The sequence below is a fragment of the Brevibacterium sp. CS2 genome, assembly GCF_005280295.1.
GTDB classification, from domain to species: Bacteria; Actinomycetota; Actinomycetes; order Actinomycetales; family Brevibacteriaceae; genus Brevibacterium; species Brevibacterium pityocampae.
The window spans coordinates 2226056-2245605 of record NZ_CP040020.1 but is presented as its reverse complement, the minus strand read 5'-3'; the positions used below and the strand labels follow the sequence as shown (position 1 = coordinate 2245605).

The following is a 19550-nucleotide window of genomic DNA, read 5'->3' as shown; positions in this document are numbered from 1 at the left end:
CGGTGCGTCGGTCATCGTCCACCGGACTCCGTCCGGTGCCTCGGCGAATGGATCGGATCACCGCGGTAGGACAGCGGAGTGAATCCGAGCACGCGGCGGAAGTCGGTGCTCAGGTGGGCATGGTCGGCGTAGCCGAGCTCCGCGGCGACCCGCGCGATCGACAGCGTCGGGTCCTCGCGGAGTCGCTGCGCGGCCTCCTGGAGCCGGTACCGGCGGATGATGGTCAGCGGCGGCAGTCCGACGTACCGCTGCGCGATCCTCTGCACACCGCGCACGGAGATGCGCAGGCGGACTGCGACCTCGTCGACGCGGACGAGGGAGCGGTCGGCGGCGATGAGGTCCTCCATCGCGTTGGCGAGGAGACCGCCCTCGTCCGGCGGTGCGAGGTTCTCGCGGAGCCACGCGGTGAACGACTCGGCGGCACGATCACGGTCGTGCTCCTCGCCGCCGTCCTGCATCGCGGTGGTCACCGACCGGTGCAATGCGGGTGCCGCGAAGGGCACCTCGGAGTCGGCGATTGCGCGGGGATCGGGGTGAAGGGCTGCGATCCCGGCCGGCCGCAGCAGCGCCCCGAACGCCCACCCGCTGCCGCTGAGCTCGCGATGGGAGGCCCCCGTGGTGGGCCCGACGAGGGACACTCCGGTGGGATCGACGACGAGGTTCGAGGCAGGGAACGGCAGCAGGTTCTGCCGCGAGCTCTCCCCCGGCGGGAGGTCCCACACCGGGTTCCAGAGCCAGCGGATCCGATCGCTGAGGTCGACGGGAGCCGGGTACCGGTGGAAGCGCGGGAGCGCTGCCGGGTACAGGATCCCCCGCTCATCGCTCGGGTCGGTCATCGCACCGTCCCTCCGGGAAGTCGTCGTGAATCTCCAAGCGTCGACGTCAGGCTCACTCGTACGCTCATTCCATGAACACACATGACACACTCCGTTTCGGAGTCACAGGAGACCACACGACCGACGGAATCCCCCACGGCTCGACGAGCCTCACCCCGTTCCTCGCCATCGAGGGTGCAGGTGATGCACTCGAATTCTATCGCTCGGTGTTCGGCGCCCGCGTCGTCGACGCCACCGAGATGGGCGGCGTCGTCGTCCACGCCGAGCTCGACCTCGGTACCGGCAGGCTCCAGATCGGCGAGCCCAGCCCGGACTACGGCATGGTTCCGGCCCCGGGCGGCGATCGGGCCTGCTATTCGCTGGGACTGTACTGCTCGGACGTCGATGCGGTCGTACAGCGCGCCGAGGAGTCCGGGGCGGTGGTGCGTGAGCCGGTGAGCACCTTCGTCTCCGGCGACCGGTACGCCTCGATCCGGGACCCGTTCGGGGTGCGCTGGTCGATTATGTCCCGGGTGGAGGACCTCTCCGAGGAGGAGAGCAGCCGCCGGATCGCCGCCTGGGCGGCCGAACAGGAGGCGGCCGGCTGACCTTGTGCTGGGGCGGCCGGCTATGCCCTGAGGCATACGCGGAAGATCGGCCCCGAGGGAGACGATCGGGGCGCGGCATTCCGCGAGAGTGGTGGACACGACAACGCTCCAGCGAAAGGAAGCCACCATGTCCACCACGCATCTCACCCCCAGCACCGCCGGCCACCGTGAGCAGGCGGCGACGTCCCGGAACAGTGCGGCGCCTGCACCGCAGGGGTCCGCGACCGGCGGGGGCGTCCTCGCCCTCGTGCTCTCCGGGGTCGCGCTGCTCACCGCACCGGTCCTCCTGCTCCTCCCCTCCATCGGTTTCGCTCCGGCGCTCGCCGCCGCGGCCGGGATCGTCCTCGCCGCCACCGGGCTGCGCGGGGCGACCCACGGCCGAGGTGTCGCCGTCACCGGGCTCGTCGTGTCCACACTGCTGTTCGTGGTCCTGCTGGGTGCCGCGGTCGTGTGGAACCTCGGGGTCGCCGGCCCGGCGATCCGGGACTACGCCGAGCTCCACGAGGCCATCGACCGCGTCCGCTCGATCGTCCTCGGCGCCTGACGCGCGTCCTGGAATCACCGACCGCACAGGGAGAGAGGAGTCGCCATGACCGCGCAGTTCTTCGGGTCGATCCTCGTCGGCCTCATCGTCTCAGCACTGCTGTTCCTGCCGCTGCTCGTGTGGCAGTACCGCCGCTACGGCCGCTTCGATGCGCTGCGGATGCTGTGGACCACCGCCGGGTTCGTCTACGCCACCGCCATCGTCGCGTTCACCGTGTTCCCGCTGCCGGAGTTCACCGACGGCTACTGCGCAGCCCACGGCACGCGGCCGCTGCTCGACCCGCTGCGGTTCCCCCGCGAGCTCGTCGAGCTCGTCCGGTCCCAGGGGCCGCGGGCGGTCATCGGCGATGGGCTCGTGTGGGAGTTCGTGCTCAACATCGTGCTGTTCGTCCCGTTCGGGCTGATCGTGCGCCGCGTCATGGAGTGGCCGCGCGGCACCGTCCTCGCCGCGGCGCTGGGCACCTCGCTCCTCATCGAGCTCACCCAGCTCACCGGCAACTGGGGCCTGGCGCCGTGCGCGTACCGGTTCGCCGACACCACCGACCTCCTCACCAACACCACCGGCGCGGTCGCCGGGCTCGGCCTCGCGGCGATCACCCCGCGGCTCCTGTCCACCAAGGCGCACCTGTTCGCCCACCGGGAGCGGGCGCGTCCGGTGACCCGCGGCCGCCGGGGGCTCGGCATGGTCCTCGACTGCTGGTTCCTCGTACTCGCCGCGGTGCTCGGGGGAACCGCCGGGTCGACGCTCTTCACCCTCGCCCAGAGCGGTCCCGACGGTGCTCTCAGCCCGGAGCAGTACCTCGCGCTCGAGCGGACCATCGTCACCGGCGCGTGGATCGCCGCACTCGGCGTGATCGTCGTGCCGGCAGTCATCGGCACCGGTGCCTCGCTCGGTCAGCGCACCGTCTACCTCGCCCCCGTGGCGAAGAACGGATCGCGGGTGCGGCTCCTCGCCCGCGCGCTCACGGTGCACGGCGCGATGGTCACGGCCCTGTTCTGCGGGTTCCCGTCCGCGCTCCTCGTCCTGCCGCTGGGTGCAGCCGCCCTCCTCGCCGTCGCCGTCGACCCCCGCGGACTCAGCTGCCTGCTCACCGGGTGCCTGCTCCGCGATGCACGGCAGCCCGCCTCGGGCGCGGTGGCGGACGGGCCGGGCACGGGTGCGGCCCCGACGCGGGATCCGGTCGGCGCGACCCGATGAAACCGGGGCGCGACGTCACGTCGGATCCTCTCCTGCCGGCGCTCGACCCCGGCTATGCTCGCCCCATGACGCGACGTGAGACCGATGCCCTCTGGACCCTCGTCCGCGCCGAGCGCGCCGCCCTGCTCAGCGACCTCCAAGGTCTCACCGACGAGCAGTGGCGCAGTCCCAGCCTGTGCGGTGAGTGGGACGTGGAGAATGTCGTCGCCCACCTCACGGCGGCCGCCACGACGACCCGCTTCGGGTGGTTGCGGAGCATGGCGGCGGCCCGCTTCCGGCCGGCGATGCACAACGAGCGCCGGCTGGCCGAGCACCTCGGCGCCACCCCGCAGCAGACCCTCGAGGCGTTCCGGGCCGTCATCGACGCGCGGATCGCGCCGACCTCGGACATCACGGCCTTCCTCGGGGAGGTCGTCGTCCATGCGCAGGACATCCGCGAACCCCTCGGGCTGACGACGACGCCTTCGGCCGAGGCGCTCACGGCGGTCGCGGAGTTCTACGCGGCCAAGGACTTCGCCGTGCCGAGCCACGCCATGGTCGAAGGTCTGCGCCTGCGCGCGAGCGATACCCCGTTCACCCATGGCACCGGACCCGAGGTCGTGGGCCCGCTGCTGTCGCTCGTCATGGCGATGGCGGTGCGCCCGAGCCACCTCGACCGGCTCGACGGCGCGGGTGCAGCGACGCTGCGCCAGCGGGTCGAGGACGAGTAGATCGAGGAGCGGCGGTTGCGCATCTACAGTCGACCGTTCTCAGCGCCACTCATGAGGCGCTGGCGATGAATGACCAGAAGGTGGAACAGACGTGACGGACGACCAGACCTCTCCCCCGCCCGCACGACTGCGGGACCTCTTCTCCTACCTCGCCGAGCACCGCGGCGTACTCATCGTCGTCCTCGTCATCTCCCTGGTCAGTGCCGGACTCAGCCTCGCTCAGCCGGTCATGGTCAACCGGGTCATCGACGGCGTGGGCGCGGGTACGGCGATCGGCGGCACGGTCATCATCCTCGTCGCCCTCGTCGTCGCCGCAGGAATCACCGAAGCCGTGCAGCAGTACCTGCTGGGGCGGACCGCCGAGGGAGTCGTGTTCAGCGCCCGGCGGCGCCTGCTCGGCCGTCTGCTCAGGCTGCCGGTGAAGGAGTACGACACCCGCCGGACCGGAGACCTCGTCTCCCGCGTCGGCTCGGACACGACCATGGTGCGCGAGGCGCTCACCGGCGGTCTGATCGAGGCGGTGAGCGGTGCGCTCGTCTTCGTCGGCGCGCTCATCGCCATGGCTCTGCTCGACCTGACCCTGCTCGGCATCACGGCCGCCGTCGTTCTCGTTGCCGTCCTCTGCGTGACGCTGGTGAGCTCGCGTATCCAGGCACTCACCCTGGAGTCCCAGGAAGCGCTGGGCCGGGTCTCCTCCGGGGTGGAGCGGGCCATCTCCGGGGTGCGCACGATCCGCGCCTCCGGCGCCACGGCGCGGGAGGAGGCCGCTCTGGTCGCCGATGCGGGGGCCGCATATCGCCTCGGGGTCCGGATCGTGCGGATCAGCGCCCTGCTGTGGCCGGTGAGCGGCCTCGCTATCCAGGGGGCGTTCCTCGCGGTGCTCGGCGTCGGCGGCTACCGCGTCGCCTCGGGCACCCTGTCGGTGGCGGATCTCGTCACCTTCATCCTCTTCCTGTTCATGATGCTCATGCGGCTGGGCACCGCGTTCGGGGCGGTCATCACCGTGCGGACCGCGCTCGGCGCTCTCTCCCGCATCGAGGAGGTGCTCGATCTCCCTTCCGAGAGCGACGACGATGCCCCAGCGTTGCGGTCGGCGGACAGAATCGCGCAGCCAGCCTCTGTCAATCAGGTCGAGTTCGACCGCGTCTCGTTCGCCTACCGGGACGGAAAGCCCGTTCTCCGAGAGGCGAGCTTCGCAGTCCCCCACGGTTCGACGACTGCCCTCGTCGGGCCGTCCGGGGCGGGGAAGTCGACGGCCCTGGCGCTCATCGAGCGCTTCTATGATCCGGCCGACGGGTCGATCTCCGTCGACGGGACGGACATCCGCGACATGCCGCGCGCAGAGCTCCGCGCCAGGATCGGCTACGTCGAGCAGGATGCGCCGGTGCTGGCCGGGACCATCCGGGACAACCTCCTCCTCGCCGCCCCGGAGGCGGACGAGGCCCGGTGCCGGCGGGTGCTCGCCGAGGTCAACCTGCTCGACCGCATCGACCAGCACCCGCAGGGTCTCGATGCGGTCGTGGGCGATGATGGGGCGGGCCTGTCCGGTGGGGAGCGCCAGCGGCTGGCGATCGCGCGTGCTCTCATCGCCGACACTCCCCTGCTCCTGCTCGACGAACCGACCGCGAGCCTCGATGCGCGGAACGAATCGGCGATGCGCAGCGCCATTCGGTCCGCATCGATCGGACGCACGGTCGTCATCATCGCGCATCGCCTCGCCACCGTTGCCGATGCGGATCAGATCGTCGTGCTCGACGACGGCCGGGTCACCGCCACCGGCACCCATGCCGAGCTCCTCGAGACGAGCGACCTCTACCGCGACCTCGCCCGCCGGCAGCTGCTCGTGCGGTAGCCGACAGCTCACCCACTACGGGAGCAGGACGAGCATCCAGCATCGATCCCGTACTCCAGAGCCGAGGGATGTACTCGCACGCCGACGCCGGGCGTCGCGGATCACTCGGCGCGAGTCCTGCCGTCCAGCTCTGCGCGCGGATACGTGAAAGACTGTTGACCACGCCGCTTCTGCAAGTTATCTTGGAAGGGTGCCGGATGAACCGCTCATCGCTCCGTCCGCACTCAAGCACGGACTGGAAGAAACCGACATTCTCCACGCCTACCGAAACCCCGTCCGAATCTGGGATCTGGGTGACGGGTTCACCATGATCGTCGGCCCCAACCGGGCGGCGATCCTTCTGGAGGTCGGCTACGTCGATAGCGAGCAGATCCACGTCATCGTCCACGCCATGGTTGCCCGCGAGAAGTTCCTGAGGTGATGAATATGCCACGCACGGTCGAGGAGATCCTGGCCCACGCCGAGGAGCTGGCCACCCGGTTCGAGGACTACGAGCCCAACCCCGCCGCCGAACTCGACGCCGACGCAGTCGCGCTGCTCCGCGCTGCCGTCGCCGAACGCTCTGAAGCCGAACGCCACATGGTCGATGCTGTCCGCACCGCCCGAGAGGCCGGCATGCCCTGGTCCACCATCGGTTCCTTCGTCGGCACTTCCGGCGAAGCCGCCCGACAGCGCTACAGCTCGAAGGTCGCCTGACGAACCTGAACGCGGCAGCTGCAACAAGCATCGCCAAGAGTTTCGTGACGAGGTCGGCGCTCGTCCACCATCGCCGCTCGATGACTGCGCCGGACTCGTCGATCGCCAGGACGGACCACTCGGGCCGGATGCGGCCCGACTCCAGCTCCCGGATGCCATATGCGCCCCCGGACTGCCCTGTGGTCGTCAGTCGGCGCGCGCCCGCTCCACCTTCCGGAACCACGCGCGCCCGGGTGCCGACGAGATCCCGTGGGCGAGGGTGCTCGCGACGACGATGAGTGTGCCGGCGGCGAGGATCTCCGGGTGGACGTTGCCGTACTCGACCTCCATCGTGAGGTAGAAGATCGCGGCCACGCCGACGGGCCCGAACCAACCGAGGAACGCCGCGCTGTGCAGCGGCATCCCCAGGGGGCGGGCCAGGCCGAGGATCAGCGGCAGGCGGCGCAGGACGAGCACCGCAACCGCGAGCGCCACGCCCGTCCACCCGAGCGCCCTCCACTCGGCCCAGGGGAGCATGGCGCCCAGGGCGACGAAGAAGGGCAGGACGGCGAACTGGTTGACAGCCTCATCGATCTGCACCTCAGTCTCGCGCTCGGCGCCGGTGCTCACCAGGTTGAACGCCAACCCGGCGCAGAAGGCCCCGAAGACGCCGTTGAGGTTTGCGAGGCCGCAGACGCCGAGGACCAGCAGCGCCAGGAGGATCGTGTAGAGCAGCATCGGGCCCTGTTCGGTGGTCTTGTGGCGCTGCGCCAGGTGCAGGGCCTTCGCCGCGGCCACGCTGCCCACCACACCCACGACGAGCGCGCCGAGCACCTGCGACCCAGATTCCAGCACGGCCTGTCCCGCGGAGAGCGGCCCCGCCACAGCGAGCGCGAGCAGGACAAGCGGCATGGCGAGGCCGTCGTTGGCGCCGGACTCGAGCGAGAGGATCTGGCGATCGCGCTCCGGGAGGTCCTCCTCGGCGCCCAGGCCGGTCACCGCGCTGGACGCGAGCACCGGGTCGGTAGGGCAGACGGCCGCGCCGAGCAGCAGGGCGAGCGCGAAGGAGGTGCCGAGCAACCACATCGCCAGCCCGGTGGAGACCAGCGCCATTGCGGGCATCACCACCCCGATGAGGAGGGCGAGCGGCCTCCAGTTCCGCCGTAGGGCTGCGAAGGGGTAGCGCAATGCCACGCCCATCACGGACACCGCCAGGAGAACCTCCGCGCCGTGCTGCAGGAGGGAGGGCTCGGCGGTGAGCTCGGGCAGCTCGAGGATCCCGGTGACGGCCGGGCCGAGCAGCACACCCGCCACGATCGCGATGAGGGGCTCCGAGACAGGCCACTGGTGGAGCCGGGCCGAGATGGCCACGATGACGACGCCGAGGGCGCCGACCACCACGAGCAACAGGTCGAGCGTGGACACGTCAGCACTCCTGTCGGGGACACACACGGGCGGGCACAGGGTCGGGGTCGCTCAGCCGCCGGGCTTCGCGTTGACCTACCGTGCATCGATCGTACTGGCCCCCGCCACCTCAGAGCGATAGTCACAGCTTCTCGCAGCGCGTCGAGGGCGGCCTCAGTGGAGTCGAACACACGGAAGTCACACCATCGGCACGACCTCTGCACCCGGCCCAGTCATCGGAACTCGTTGCTGAATCAACCCCGCACGCGACGAAGGCCCGGCCGGCATCCCGGCTGGGCCTTCATCGACGAGTCACTGTCTCACGGTTTCTCGAGTGGAGCTCAGGGGGCACGTGTCGAACTCCGCGCGTTCAGGGCTCATCTGGTGATGATGCTGCTCAGCGCGTGACTCGAGCTCGACTGCTCAAGTCGATGGCTCGACCCGAGTTCGCCACCCACGCAGCTACTGGTTCCCTCGACCAGAGGCATGCCTTCATGGTCCCTGCCGCGCGTGTGGTTCACGAACTCACCGCGCACTCGCGTAGGTGCCCGGTGGCGAGAAGGACTGCTGCGATGGCCAACGGGCCCAGGCCAGCCACGAGGAAGAGTGTGTCTGTGCCGAGCCAGCGTGTGAGCAGGCCGGTGGCGGCGATGGACAGGGGCATGAACGCGATGGAGATGAAGAAGTCGAGGCTTGCTACCCGGCCGAGCATGCCGATCGGCACGTGCTCCTGCAGGACGGTGCCCCAGATGACCATGCCTGCGCCGATCATTGCGCCGTAGACGAAGAGTCCGGCGGCGAGGATCCAGGGGTTGAGGGTGATGGCGGCCAGTGCAAAGGGTGTGCAGCCGGCACCCCAGAGCAGGACCATGGTGCGGAGGTAGAGTCTCGGGGTTGGACGTGAGCCCATCGCCAGCGAGCCGACGAGGCCGCCGATGCCGAGTGCGGCGAGGACCGCCCCGTAGACGGCAGCACCGTTGCCGTGGCCCTGCCGGAGCAGAGTGGGCAGCAGCACCTCCAACGGGCCGACCACGAGCAGGGTCATCAGCGCCGCAAAGGAGACGCTGATGGCGATCCACACGGTGCTCGCTACGTACCGCAAGCCGTCGAGCAGGTCTCGAAGGGGATGTGTCGCGGTGTCTTCAGCGCGGGCGCTCGTGCTGGGCAGGCTGAGGACGAAGCCGACGGCGAGTACGTAGGCAAGGGCGATGATGCCGCCCCCGTTCGGTGGGACGCTGGCGCCGATGACGGCACCGACGAGGGCGGGCGCGGCGGCCTGCCCGATGACCGGCCGGGTAGCTCCCTCGAGCCCATTGACAGCCATGAGCTGCTCTGACTCGACCATCGTGGGTACGAGGGCGGTGTAGGCAGGGAAGAAGAATGCCGTGGCGGCCCCGATGAGGAAGGCCGAGCTGGAGAGCTGCCAGAAGGTCGCGAGGCCAGTGAGTGCGAGCAGAGTAGTGACTGTCGCGACCGCGCTGTTGACGAGCATGACTGTCAGCAGGACCCGCTTCTTGTCGACCCGATCGGCGATGATGCCAGCGGGGAGCGAGCAGGCAAGGAGCCCGACCCCGCTCCAGGCGACGACGCCGGCGAGTTGCGCCGGGGTCGCACCGAGGTCGAGGGTCTGCATGGCGAGGTACAGCGCCCAGGCGCCCTGGCCGAAGAGGGCCAGAGTCATGGCGAGGAAGAGCCGTCGGTATCGTGGCAGAGTGAGTGGGCGTAGGACGGGGATGGTGGTCATGAGAGGTCCTCGCTGAGATCGTCGATCGAAGTTGTCGCCGGGAGATGGATGCGGGGCCAAGCTGCGAGGTCGCGAAGAAGTTGGCGGTCATGGGTCGCCACCACCACAGCGCAGCTGGTCTGCGTGATGGCTTCGGTGAGCTCGTCCACCAGTCCCGCCGAGAGGTGGTTCGTCGGCTCGTCCAGCAGGAGCAGGTCCGGTTGCTCGGCCAAGCAGAGCGCCAAGTGCAGACGACGCTGCTGCCCCTGGGACATCCGGGACGAAGGTATGCGCCAGCTGCGTGATTCCAGCAGTCCGGTGCGGGACGCCGACACGTGCGTGCTCGGGGCACGAGTCGCTCGGGAGACTATCTCGGCCAGATGCCGCTCGTAGATCTGGTGAGCGGTGAGCTCGGGTGGCCAGTCGGGCACTTCCTGGGAGAGGAAGGCGATGCGTGCGGTGGGATGCACGCGGAGGTGGCCGGTGGTTGGTGTCTGCCGTCCGGAGAGGACCGAGAGCAGCGTGGACTTGCCGGCGCCGTTGGCGCCGGTCACAACGAGCCGATCGCCCCCGTCGAGGGTCAGCGTCGTCGGGTTCGCGAGGCGTTCTTCGACCGTGACGGCCACACAGTCGAGGACAGGGCGCCCTGAAGCTGTCCCGGGGTCGGGCCAGTGGAGTCGAACCGGTGGCGTCGGGACAGAGATGACGTGGGTCTCGAGTTCCTCGCGCCGCTGATTGAAGGCCTGGACAACACTGCCGGCCCGGGTTGCTCGCTGGTGCTTGCCGTGCCCCTTCTCCGGACGCCACCGGGACTGCAGCCGGCCGCGGGCTTCCTCGGCGGCCTGAGCCAGCCGGGCGCGCTCGGCCAGCTGGTCGGCATGGTCCTGCTCCCAGCGGGCACGATCCCGCCGACGGCCCTCGACCCAGGCGTCGTAACCGCCGGCATAGAGACGGGGCCGACCGTCCTCACTGGGGTCGAGGTCCAGGAAGCTCGTGGCCACGTCTCGCAGGAGTGCCCGATCGTGAGTGACCAGAGCGAGACCGCCGCGGTGACTCTGGAGCCTCTCGGTCAGGAAGGACAGGCCGTCCGCGTCCACGTGGTTGGTCGGTTCGTCCAGCAGGAGCAGATCGGGGCTCGACCCCAGGACGCAGGCCAGCCGGACCCGGTACCGCTGTCCGACCGACAGGGTCGACAGCGGCCGGTCCCGGTCGGTGCAGGCGTGGAGGCCTGCTAGTGCGATGTCGACGCGCCGCTCGGCGTCCCAGGCGTCCAAGAAGGTCGCGACCTCGAGAGCGGCGGCGTACTCCTCGTCGGCTCCGGGACGCTCCCCGGCCAACGCTTCGGTGGCGGCCTCGAGCCGAGTCAGGGCGTCGAGGGACGCGCCGATCGCCTCGCGGACGAGGGAACCGACGGTCTCCTCGTTGCGCGACTCCAAGGCTTGTTCGACCACGGACATCGTGCCGACACGGGCGACGGTCCCGGAGTCGGGTGTCGTGGTCCCGGCGAGGACGCGCAGGAGGGTGGTCTTGCCACGTCCGTTCTCCCCCACGATTGCCAGGCGGGACCCGACGGGGACGATGACGTCAACATCGGTCAGGACCCGGCGTTCGCCCAGGGTGACGTTGATTGCGTCGGCTCGAATGTGGGCTGCGCCACCTGCGGGGAGTTCGTGGTGCGGTGCGTGATGCTTGCGATAGGTGTTCTGCATGGTGCTCTCTTCGGCTCGTCAAGGGAGCCGGGCAGCACGAGAAGGAGCCGCCCGGCGGGGGCCAGGACGGCGTGCAGAGAATAGAAAAAGGGTGGGTAGACTCCGCCGCCGTCAGCGGCGAGCCCAGAGCTTCATCGAGGCGATACCCATCATGCCAACAAGAATAGAACAACCGAGAGCTGGGGTGCAAACCAGTGGCGGCCGTCACGGCGCAGAGTCCACCCTCGCTGACTGGACGAGATGAAGCAACGGGGGGAAGTGCTGAAAGCGGAGTTCAACACTTCCCCCGGAGGTGGCGGTCGAGGACGTCCAGGTCGTTGCAACCCGGTAGAGCGGCCTGCGGCACATAGCGCGGTTCTCTTCTCAGGGCAGGACCCCCTCCGGGAAGACAGCAGGCCTGCTCGCTCGGGCAGGGCAATCGGTCAGGCCGGGTGGTCGATGGCGCTCGGTGCCGGCGCGGTGGCGCGGCTGCCTTTTCGGGGCAGGACCCCTCCGGGCAGTCAGCAGGACTGCTCGCACGGGCAGGGCAACCGGTCAGGCCGGGCCGCCACGTGCAGTGCTGTGTGAAGTTTGTGCAGTTTGCTGCACTACTTTCCCGCGCGCCCGGGAGGAAGTACAGGGGGAAACTGCACAAACTTCACAACCCCTGGTCAGAGGGCATCTTGCCTCCAGGGTCTCCTGCACACCCCAACGACCACCCCTGCTGACCGCCTCGTCTACTGAATGAGTGGGGTCCCTCCTGATGGGGAGGATCTCTCGACTGGAGAGGGCGGGCCCGCAGCGTGCCCTCGGCCGAGCGAAGCGCAGAGGCCGCCGTCGCGCGAGGCTGAAGACCTGCAAGTTAGCCCATGCCTGGGGTAGCGCAGGGTTGACAGGGGTGATAGGCTCGTTCCTATACCGCCGACGAGCCCTGAGGGGTTGCGGCGGGCCGCCTGGCGTCCGACCTGGGCGGCACCACAGTAGATCTTCTGGTCCTCCTGTCGGCGTGAGGGGACTCGGGGCCTGAGCGCCCTGACGTGGAGCTTCCGAAGGCACCACGCGTGTATTCGTCTTGATCGGGATTCGGTGAGCCCGACGGTCCCCCCGTCGCCTCCTGAAGGACTCACGATCATGTCCCTGTCACCGAATGCTGTGGATCCCGGCCACACCCTCCCCCCGGCTGCACTCGACACTGACGAAGCTGGGCGGTACATCGGCGTCGCTCCGAAGACCCTCGCTAACTGGCGTGGCCGCAGCCAGGGGCCCCGGTACGTCCGTGCGGGCGCCCGGGTCGTCTATCGTGTCGCCGATCTGGACGCCTGGCTTGCGGAAAACCTCGTTGGAGGTGGACCGCGATGAGCGAACAAGAAAGCCGCCCCACCCAGTCAGGTGGAGCGGCTCCGGAAGAGTTTGCCGACTCTGGGCCTCAGATTACCATTGCGGAGCAGCGCACGATATTGCTCGACGACGCCCGCAAGCACCGCAAGCACGTCAGGGCTGCGCATGAGTTCGCTGCCCAGTGGCTCGGCAAGTTGTTGTACGTGGTCGGCATCGGCTGGCACCACTGGGACGGCAAGCGCTGGGCCGAGGACAAGGGCGGTACGCGCGCCAAGGCTGCGGCGATGGAGACGCTCAAGGCCATGTGGGGGCTCGCCCTCGGCGACAAGGACCTGGCGTCCGACGTGATGGCGTGCAGCACGGCATCCGGGGTTCGGGGGGTACTCGAACTCGCGGGGTCCCTGGAGGGCATGTGCGCCGCTGCTGCGGACATGGACGCCGACCCCTACCTGCTCAACTGCGCGAACGGGACGCTCGACCTGCATGGTCTGGAACTGCGACCCCACGACCCCGATGATCGGATCACGAAGGTCACCCGGGCCGCTTACGTCCCTGGGGCTCGTAGCGAGCTGTGGGAAGACTTCCTGGCGCAGGTACTGCCGGATGACCACGTTCGGTCCTACCTCGCGCGGTTCTTCGGGGTGGGTCTTGTGGGGAAGGTTTTGGAGCACGTGTTCCCCATCGCGACCGGGACGGGGCGCAATGGCAAGGGTGTGGCGTACACGTCGGTTCTCCACGCTCTGGGTGATTACGGCGGGGTGGCTGACCCGGCGCTGATGGAGGTCGTCAAGTCGAATCCGAACGCGCCGTCTCCGGCGTTCTTCGACCTGCGGGGGCGTCGGATGGTGGTGCTCTCGGAGACCGACACGAAGATCCGTTTGTCGGCGTCGGTCCTCAAGAGGTTGACCGGCGGCGATCCGATCAAGGCGCGTGCGCTGCGGAAGGACCCGATCGAGTTTCTCCCGTCGCACAGCTTCCTCATGGTGACCAACCATTTGCCCGAGCTGCCGTCTAAGGTCGCGGACCCTGCGGTGTGGTCGCGGGTGCGCGCGGTGCCTTTCAATGTCGTGATCCCGCCGGACGAGCAGGACCCCCGCCTTCCGGAGAAGTTGGAGCTCGCGGCCGACGCGATTCTGACATGGATGGTGGCTGGCCTCGGTGAGTACTGGGAGCGCGGCCTCGATGAGCCGGAGGCGGTTCAGGAGAGGACGAGCGAGTACGCCGAGGGCCAGGACGATGTGCGCAGGTTCGTGGCCGAGCAGTGCGAGACGGGGGGCATCGGCGACACGACGACGGTGCTGCACGAGTCGTACAAGGACTGGTGCACAGCGGAAGGGATCTACCGCCGCGACCAGCTCGGTCGGTCGGCGTTCGCCGATGCGCTGGCTCGGCTCGATTACCCGTCGGTGAAGGAGCGCCGCGGGATGGTGCACCAGGGGTTGAACGTCCTGCGCGAGGCGCTGACCGTGTCCAAGGAGCCGATGGTAGAGCTCCCTCCCGGGCAGCGCCCTGCTGCGGTACCGCAGCAATCTCCGAAACCCCAGACGTCGGTCTGGGACGAGGTCGCGGAGGCCCCGGGGATCATGCTGCTCTGACTGACCGGCCCACCACCGGGGATGGGTTCCCGAACAACGACGCCTAAGGAGGCATCACTATGACCGACAACATGACCATGACTCGGCGCGAGCGGCGGGTTCAGCGGCTCGCCGATCTCGTCGCCGAGCGGAAGGCCTTCGAGGCCGAGCTGGCCGCGAAGAAGGCGGCCATCGAGGCCGAGGAGAGGGCCGACGTGAAGGCCGTCAAGGACGCGCTCAAGTACGCCGGTGAGGCGCGCTGTGCCGCTGTCGAGGAGTTGTACGAGCTGTTCGGCATCGAGGAGGAGGTGACCGAGAAGACGGCCAAGGACGGCACAGTGCGCCGGGTCCGCAAGGACCGCGACGAGGCCAAGCGGGCCGCACGCCTCGTCGAAGCAGTCGTCGCGCTGAAGGCGCGCGGGGCCGCGACCGAGGCGAGTCTCGAGCAGGCCGAGGAGCCCATCCTCGAGGACGGGGAGACGGTCGCCGACGGTGGCGTCCACGAGGACGACGACGAGCCCGAGGAGCGCGATGACGCGCACGAGCGGGGCTTCTCGGTCTACGGCGCGTAGTCGTCGTGGACGGTCCCCAGGACCCCGGTTCCGCGGATGCGGGCCGGGGTCCTTCGACGCACTGGGAGGGGCCCCGCCGGGTGCGCAGCAGAGATGGGGAGGGCGGTAGCCCTGTCCCCCGAGGAGGCGGAGCCGACGAGGGGCGGGCAGCAACTGGGAGGGGGTTTTGGCGGAGCCAAACACCCGTACAGTTGAACTGCTCGCCGTAATGCTGCAACCGGGTATACTGATGGAGGTGCGCAGCCCACCGGACAGCCCGGTTGCAGCATTACCGAGGGGAGGTCGACCGACGTGGTGACGATGCCGGACGAGGCGCAGCCGAGGCGGCGAGGAGGTAGGCGGGCGATCTACCCGAAGCGGGTCGAACTCAGGATGACGCAGTCATCGTTCGACCTCGCCGAGGAGTCCGCGAAGCGGGCGAGTGAGGCGACGGGCCGGGCCGTCACCGTCTCGGACATCATCCGCGAAGCGGTGGAGGACGGATGCCGATGGCTGGCCCGCGAGCAGGCCCAGGCATCGGCCCGAAGGGGCGGTGCCGATCCCGGGGTGGTGGACGGCCTGATCGACGACGTCCAGGAGCTGAGGACCGAGATGAGGAAGGTCGGTCACAACGTCAACCAGATGGCCAAGGTCGCCCACCAGACGGGTCAGGTGACCGGCGACCTCGACGACGTGAAGCGCCAGCTCGAAGCGATCGACGGCAGGCTGGTGGAGCTGGCCGGGCGCATCGCGGGAGTGGATGACTGAGGTCATGGTGAAGCCCATCGCAGCGGTCGTGATGTCCAGCCCGACTAGGAACTCGGCGCGGCTGATTGCGTATGCGCTCACTGAGAAGGACGGTCAGGCCAAGGGCGACCGGTTCGTGGCTGCGAGCGGCATCAACGGCTGCATCCCGGAGTTCGCCGAGGGGCAGTTCCGGGACAACCGGAAGCGCTGGCGCAAGGACGGGACGAGGACGGTCAAGGTGCAGTGGGGCACCGACAAGGTGACGGGCCAGCCGACCTACCGCGACGTCACCGAGGGCGCCTATGTGCAGGCGTACCACGTCATCCAGAGCTTCGCGCGGGACGGTGCGGGGGCGCTCGACCCCGACGATCCCGACGACTGGGAGGAGGGGCACCGGCTGGGCCAAGAGCTGGCCCGCTCGCTCGCCGGTGACCACCGCCGCGCGCTGGTCGTCACCCAGGTCGACGGGAAGACCGGCTGCGTCCACAACCACATCGTGATCGACTCGATCGACAAGGCCACGGGCAAGAGCTTCGCGTCGTCCAACGTGAAGCACTCGGTCCTGTCCAGGACCCACGACGCCGTGCTCGCCGCGCAGGGGTATGAGCAGCGCAACGAGCTGACGTCCACGGGCTGGGAGCTGAAGGAGAAGTCCGAGCGGCGGGGGCTGGACAAGCATCAGAAGTGGAGCGCCGGGGCGTCGCCGAGCGAGCCGGAGCCGTTCAGCTTCGCGGTGCTGAAGGACCGCATCAGGACTGCGCTCGAGGCCACGGGCTACACCGACTTCGACGGGTACGCCCAGGTGCTGGCCGAGGTCGGCGTCGTGGTCGAGAAGCGCGGCGAGAAGGGCCGCGGGCTCACCTACCAGATGAAGCGTCGCGGGGCGGACGGTGAGTACATCGAGCCGAGCACCAGCGACCGGCGACGGGCCAGCAGGCTCGGCCGGTTCGCCATGCTCGACCACGTCGAGGAGACGATCCAGCGCAACGCCGAGCTGGCTGCGCAGGCCGCGCCGAAACCGGCCATGTCGGCGGCGCAGATGCGCGCGGCGATGGCGAGCAGCCTCGACGACGCCCTGGCTGAGCGCCGCAGCGAGAGCGCCGCGGCACTGGCCGCCCAGTGGGAGCAGGAGCGCCGCGCGGAGGAGATGATGGCCGAAGCCCGGCGGGCTGGGTTCGAGGCGGCCATGGTGCCCGAGAGCGCAGACGACGGCGTCGCCGTGGCGGATGGACTCGATGCGGATGGACCGGACGCGAAGCTGGCCGACAAGGTCGTCCTCGACGCTTGGGACCTCCAGAGGCGGCTGCGCACGCCCGACCGCGGCGCGATGCTCAGGGTGGGGATGCGCTACGCGGAGGTCGACGCCGCCATCGCCGCGTGGCGCGCGCTCGACGAGCCGAAGACCGCCTGGGAGCGCGAGCGGGAGGCCGAGCAGCAGCGTGCCGTCGAGACGGTCGAGGACGTGGCCGAGGTGAGCGCGTCGGCTGCCGCCGACACGACTCCGGCCCCAGCCCCGGCTACCGCCGGGTCCGGGGCCGAGGCGTCCTCGACCTCCGAGGTGCGGGCCGCTGCGCCCTACGAGTCGCCGCTGCGGGAGAGGAGGCCGACGCGCGAGCGCGAGGTGGCTGCATGGGAGCAGATGGTCCAGATCGACGAGCGCTGGCGCGTGCAACTGGCCGCCGGGGAGCCGCTGGACGGCGCGCTGGCCAAGGGGCTCAGGAGCGCCACGCTGGAGCGCTACGAGGACGCGCTGGACGCCTCGGTGGCCTTCGAGCTGTGGCGCCGCGCGGCGAAGCTCGCCGTGGCCCGCAGGGCCGTCGAGGTGCGCCAGGACAAGGCACTGGCCGACGCGATGCGCGCCGAGGTCGCTGCGGGCGACCACGCCTGGGACGGCGAGCCCTCGACGCTGGCCGAGCTGAGGCACGAGGCCACGAGGCGAGAGCTGACCAGCAGGGAGAAGGCGCTCAAGTCGGTCCGTGAGGCCGACCTCGAGGTCAACCACGAGGACGAGCTGGAGCGCTGAGGAAAAGGTAAGGAGCCCGCTGGCGCGGGCTCCTTGTCAGGTGCAGGGTGCCGGAACGCGTGGACACCGTGGCCTAGTCGGCAACCCAGTCGCCGTTTGAGTCACGGACGAAGTCCTCGACATCGCTGTCGACGATCGTGATGGACCCGTCTTTCATGACGGTGAAGTCGATCTCGGCACCGTCGGTCATGTCCCCGTCCCGCAGGAACTTGAAGTCGAGGGCGGAGGAGTTGTCGTCGTCCATGGGGCTTGCAGCGCAGTCGTTCACCCGGACCGCATGGGAGTAGTCGTCCGCGATGAAGAAGTTGCCGGGCCCTTCGCCGTCCGGGCTCAACTCGGACAGCGGGTGGTGGTAGGCGTAGCCGAGGGCGAAGCCGTAGTTCGGTCCGTCATCGGAGCTGCTGGACGATGCGATCAACTCATCGGCTCCGGGAGCCCACTCCAGGTCGATGCGCACTGCACAGTTCTGGGCCCCATCCAGCTCGTAGGCGGTGAGTGTGGCCCGCTGGAGAAACAGGTTCTCGCCGTCTGGACCCATCGCCTCCTTGAGCCCTTCGGGTATCTCGACGACGATCTCCTCGGCCGGTCCCATCGTCGGGGAGGAGAAGTCGAAGATGCCTCCCTGGCCTGCCGCTTCGTCCTGGGCTGATGCTCCATCCTGGCCGGCTGGACCGTCCTGCCCTCCGCAGCCTGCGAGCAGGCCTGTCGCCACGATCGCCGCGATGATCGCCCTTGTGTGTATTACCCGTGTCATGGGGTTCCTTCCGTCGGGTGGGTCGAGAGTTTGGAACTCCCGATCAGCGTACTGAAAACAGGTGCGTTTGGGTTACTGTGCAACGCACGCGCCTGCGGGAAGTTGGGTGGATGCCTGCTCCCGCTCCAGACCTGCGCGCCCTCGGCGTGGAGGTGGCGCGCCTGCGCAAGGAGTCCAGGTTCTCGATCGACCGGCTCGCAGAGGCTGCCGGGGTCCACCGCAAGACGATCATCGAGGTCGAGGCCGGGCGCGTGGCCGCGAAGATCTCCACGCTCCACGGCATCGCCCACGCCCTCGGGGTGCCCTTGACCGAGCTGGTGGCCCCGGTGTGCGCTCGTCACCCCAAGCAGGTGGGCGTGCCCACCAAGCTCGTCTGAGCAGCTCACAGGTTTCGGAACACGTAGACGCCGTAGCCCTCGACCGCCGGGGCGTCGACGACGGTGAAGTCGAACGCGAGATCACGGGTCCAGCTCGCCCAGTCGAAGTACCGCACGGCCTCCTCCGGCCAGCCGGTCATCATCCCGGTGCCGTCGGCGAGCTGCTCGGCGTACTCCCGGAAGCCCTCCCAGTGCCCGCAGTAGCGCTCCTCGAAGTCGCCCAAGCTCGGGATGTCGCCGGTGCCCTCGACCACGTGCATCCCCGACCGGACCCACGCGCACACGGCTGTCCAGCGGTCGGAGCCGGCTTCCTCGTAGCACCGGCCCCACTGAGCGGCCTCCAGAGGCCCGAACTCGCCCTCGACGGGCACGAACTCGTGGTCGAGCACCCAGACCTCCTCACAGGCCGCGTACGGCCTCCCAGAGCCCGCGTGGAGGTCGGCGAGGGTGACGTCCTCGACGTCGGTGCAGTCGAGCCACCGGCCCACCAGGGCCCCGTCGTTGTAGCAGCCCAGGCACCCGAGCCATACCCGGGGAGCACCAGTGTCCGTGGGGGTCGCCGTGCTCATGCTGCACCTCCCGCGGTCAGCACGCGCACGCGGTGCGCCGTGGCGGCGAACGGCCCGACGGCGATGGCGTCGAGCAGCTCGACGACGCCTGCCTCGGCCAGGGCGCGGGCCAGCCCGCTGTGCTCGGACCAGTCCTTGACGACGGCCTCGTCGGGCAGCAGTGGGAGGTCGGGCAAGCGGGTGGTCAGAACCTCGGACTCGCCGCTGGCGGGGTCCAGGGCCAGCAGGGCGTGCTGCGCGGGGTCGTGGTGGATCTCGACCGGCTCAGCGAAGGCGGGCAGGTCGAGAACGGCGTCGGTGCGGATCGTTGTCCAGGCCATGGTGGTCCTCCTCGGTGTCAGGGAGGACCCAGCGCACCCTCGCAGCCGTGCTCGGGTGAATCGGCGCTTGTGGGCGCAGCC

Annotated in this window: 20 protein-coding genes; 13 read left to right on the top strand and 7 right to left on the bottom strand. The window is 69.4% G+C overall.

The window, feature by feature from the left end; all coding sequences use genetic code 11:
* Positions 1-11: 11 nt before the first annotated feature.
* The gene (locus FDF13_RS10045) at positions 12-836 is read right to left on the bottom strand and encodes a helix-turn-helix domain-containing protein (protein ID WP_137319525.1); all 825 of its coding nucleotides are present in this window, start codon (positions 834-836) and stop codon (positions 12-14) included.
* 71 nt (positions 837-907) lie between these two features.
* On the opposite strand from FDF13_RS10045, the gene FDF13_RS10040 reads away from it, so the two are divergent.
* The 7 genes from FDF13_RS10040 to FDF13_RS10010 all read left to right on the top strand — a co-directional run bounded on the left by FDF13_RS10040 (position 908) and on the right by FDF13_RS10010 (position 6422).
* A complete protein-coding gene (locus tag FDF13_RS10040; RefSeq protein ID WP_137319524.1) occupies positions 908-1423 on the top strand; it encodes a glyoxalase/bleomycin resistance/extradiol dioxygenase family protein in 516 nt (171 codons plus the stop codon).
* 127 nt (positions 1424-1550) lie between these two features.
* On the top strand, positions 1551-1967 hold the full coding sequence (locus FDF13_RS10035; protein ID WP_137319523.1) for a hypothetical protein: 417 nt from the start codon (positions 1551-1553) through the stop codon (positions 1965-1967).
* A gap of 45 nt (positions 1968-2012) precedes the next feature.
* Positions 2013-3164 (top strand): VanZ family protein, encoded by a 1152-nt coding sequence (locus FDF13_RS10030; protein WP_137319522.1) that lies wholly within the window; start codon positions 2013-2015, stop codon positions 3162-3164.
* A 65-nt stretch (positions 3165-3229) separates the two neighbouring features.
* A complete protein-coding gene (locus FDF13_RS10025; RefSeq protein WP_137319521.1) occupies positions 3230-3874 on the top strand; it encodes a maleylpyruvate isomerase family mycothiol-dependent enzyme in 645 nt (214 codons plus the stop codon).
* Between the two features lie 91 nt (positions 3875-3965).
* Positions 3966-5726 (top strand): ABC transporter ATP-binding protein, encoded by a 1761-nt coding sequence (locus FDF13_RS10020; protein ID WP_217494846.1) that lies wholly within the window; start codon positions 3966-3968, stop codon positions 5724-5726.
* Between the two features lie 190 nt (positions 5727-5916).
* A complete protein-coding gene (locus FDF13_RS10015) occupies positions 5917-6147 on the top strand; it encodes a hypothetical protein (RefSeq protein ID WP_137319520.1) in 231 nt (76 codons plus the stop codon).
* A 5-nt stretch (positions 6148-6152) separates the two neighbouring features.
* Positions 6153-6422, top strand: coding sequence for a hypothetical protein (locus tag FDF13_RS10010; RefSeq protein WP_247618675.1), 270 nt, complete (start codon positions 6153-6155; stop codon positions 6420-6422).
* A 186-nt stretch (positions 6423-6608) separates the two neighbouring features.
* Here the strand turns inward: FDF13_RS10010 and FDF13_RS10005 are convergent, their stop codons facing one another.
* From FDF13_RS10005 to FDF13_RS09995, 3 genes are all read right to left on the bottom strand, one after another.
* On the bottom strand, positions 6609-7826 hold the full coding sequence (locus FDF13_RS10005; protein WP_137319518.1) for a cation:proton antiporter: 1218 nt from the start codon (positions 7824-7826) through the stop codon (positions 6609-6611).
* 496 nt (positions 7827-8322) lie between these two features.
* Complete coding sequence (locus FDF13_RS10000; protein ID WP_254668765.1) at positions 8323-9549, bottom strand: MFS transporter; 1227 nt, start codon at positions 9547-9549, stop codon at positions 8323-8325.
* Positions 9546-11237 carry an ABC-F family ATP-binding cassette domain-containing protein gene (locus FDF13_RS09995; protein ID WP_137319517.1) on the bottom strand — a complete coding sequence of 564 codons (1692 nt, stop codon included), beginning with the start codon at positions 11235-11237 and terminating at the stop codon, positions 9546-9548. The genes FDF13_RS10000 and FDF13_RS09995 overlap by 4 nt, the downstream gene beginning before the upstream one ends.
* Before the next feature lie 1110 nt (positions 11238-12347).
* Between FDF13_RS09995 and FDF13_RS15620 the strand changes: the two genes are divergently transcribed.
* The 5 genes from FDF13_RS15620 (at position 12348) to FDF13_RS09970 (ending at position 17449) form a co-directional block, all read left to right on the top strand.
* Positions 12348-12575, top strand: coding sequence for a helix-turn-helix transcriptional regulator (locus FDF13_RS15620; protein ID WP_368074035.1), 228 nt, complete (start codon positions 12348-12350; stop codon positions 12573-12575).
* On the top strand, positions 12572-14149 hold the full coding sequence (locus tag FDF13_RS09985) for a phage/plasmid primase, P4 family (RefSeq protein WP_137319516.1): 1578 nt from the start codon (positions 12572-12574) through the stop codon (positions 14147-14149). Before FDF13_RS15620 ends, FDF13_RS09985 begins: the two co-directional genes overlap by 4 nt.
* A 59-nt stretch (positions 14150-14208) precedes the next feature.
* On the top strand, positions 14209-14700 hold the full coding sequence (locus tag FDF13_RS09980) for a hypothetical protein (protein ID WP_137319515.1): 492 nt from the start codon (positions 14209-14211) through the stop codon (positions 14698-14700).
* A gap of 300 nt (positions 14701-15000) precedes the next feature.
* A complete protein-coding gene (locus tag FDF13_RS09975; RefSeq protein ID WP_254668973.1) occupies positions 15001-15447 on the top strand; it encodes a MobC family plasmid mobilization relaxosome protein in 447 nt (148 codons plus the stop codon).
* A 4-nt stretch (positions 15448-15451) separates the two neighbouring features.
* A complete protein-coding gene (locus FDF13_RS09970; RefSeq protein WP_175406946.1) occupies positions 15452-17449 on the top strand; it encodes a relaxase/mobilization nuclease domain-containing protein in 1998 nt (665 codons plus the stop codon).
* A 73-nt stretch (positions 17450-17522) separates the two neighbouring features.
* Here FDF13_RS09970 and FDF13_RS09965 read toward each other — a convergent pair whose 3' ends face one another.
* A complete protein-coding gene (locus FDF13_RS09965; protein WP_137319512.1) occupies positions 17523-18041 on the bottom strand; it encodes a hypothetical protein in 519 nt (172 codons plus the stop codon).
* Positions 18042-18313: 272 nt separating this feature from the next.
* Here FDF13_RS09965 and FDF13_RS09960 point away from each other — a divergent pair, with 272 nt between their 5' ends.
* Positions 18314-18580 (top strand): helix-turn-helix domain-containing protein, encoded by a 267-nt coding sequence (locus FDF13_RS09960; protein ID WP_137319511.1) that lies wholly within the window; start codon positions 18314-18316, stop codon positions 18578-18580.
* A gap of 5 nt (positions 18581-18585) precedes the next feature.
* Here FDF13_RS09960 and FDF13_RS09955 read toward each other — a convergent pair whose 3' ends face one another.
* Both FDF13_RS09955 and FDF13_RS09950 read right to left on the bottom strand, forming a co-directional pair.
* The gene (locus FDF13_RS09955) at positions 18586-19149 is read right to left on the bottom strand and encodes an antirestriction protein ArdA (RefSeq protein WP_137319510.1); all 564 of its coding nucleotides are present in this window, start codon (positions 19147-19149) and stop codon (positions 18586-18588) included.
* On the bottom strand, positions 19146-19469 hold the full coding sequence (locus tag FDF13_RS09950) for a hypothetical protein (RefSeq protein WP_137319509.1): 324 nt from the start codon (positions 19467-19469) through the stop codon (positions 19146-19148). Before FDF13_RS09950 ends, FDF13_RS09955 begins: the two co-directional genes overlap by 4 nt.
* Between the last annotated feature and the right edge of the window lie 81 nt (positions 19470-19550).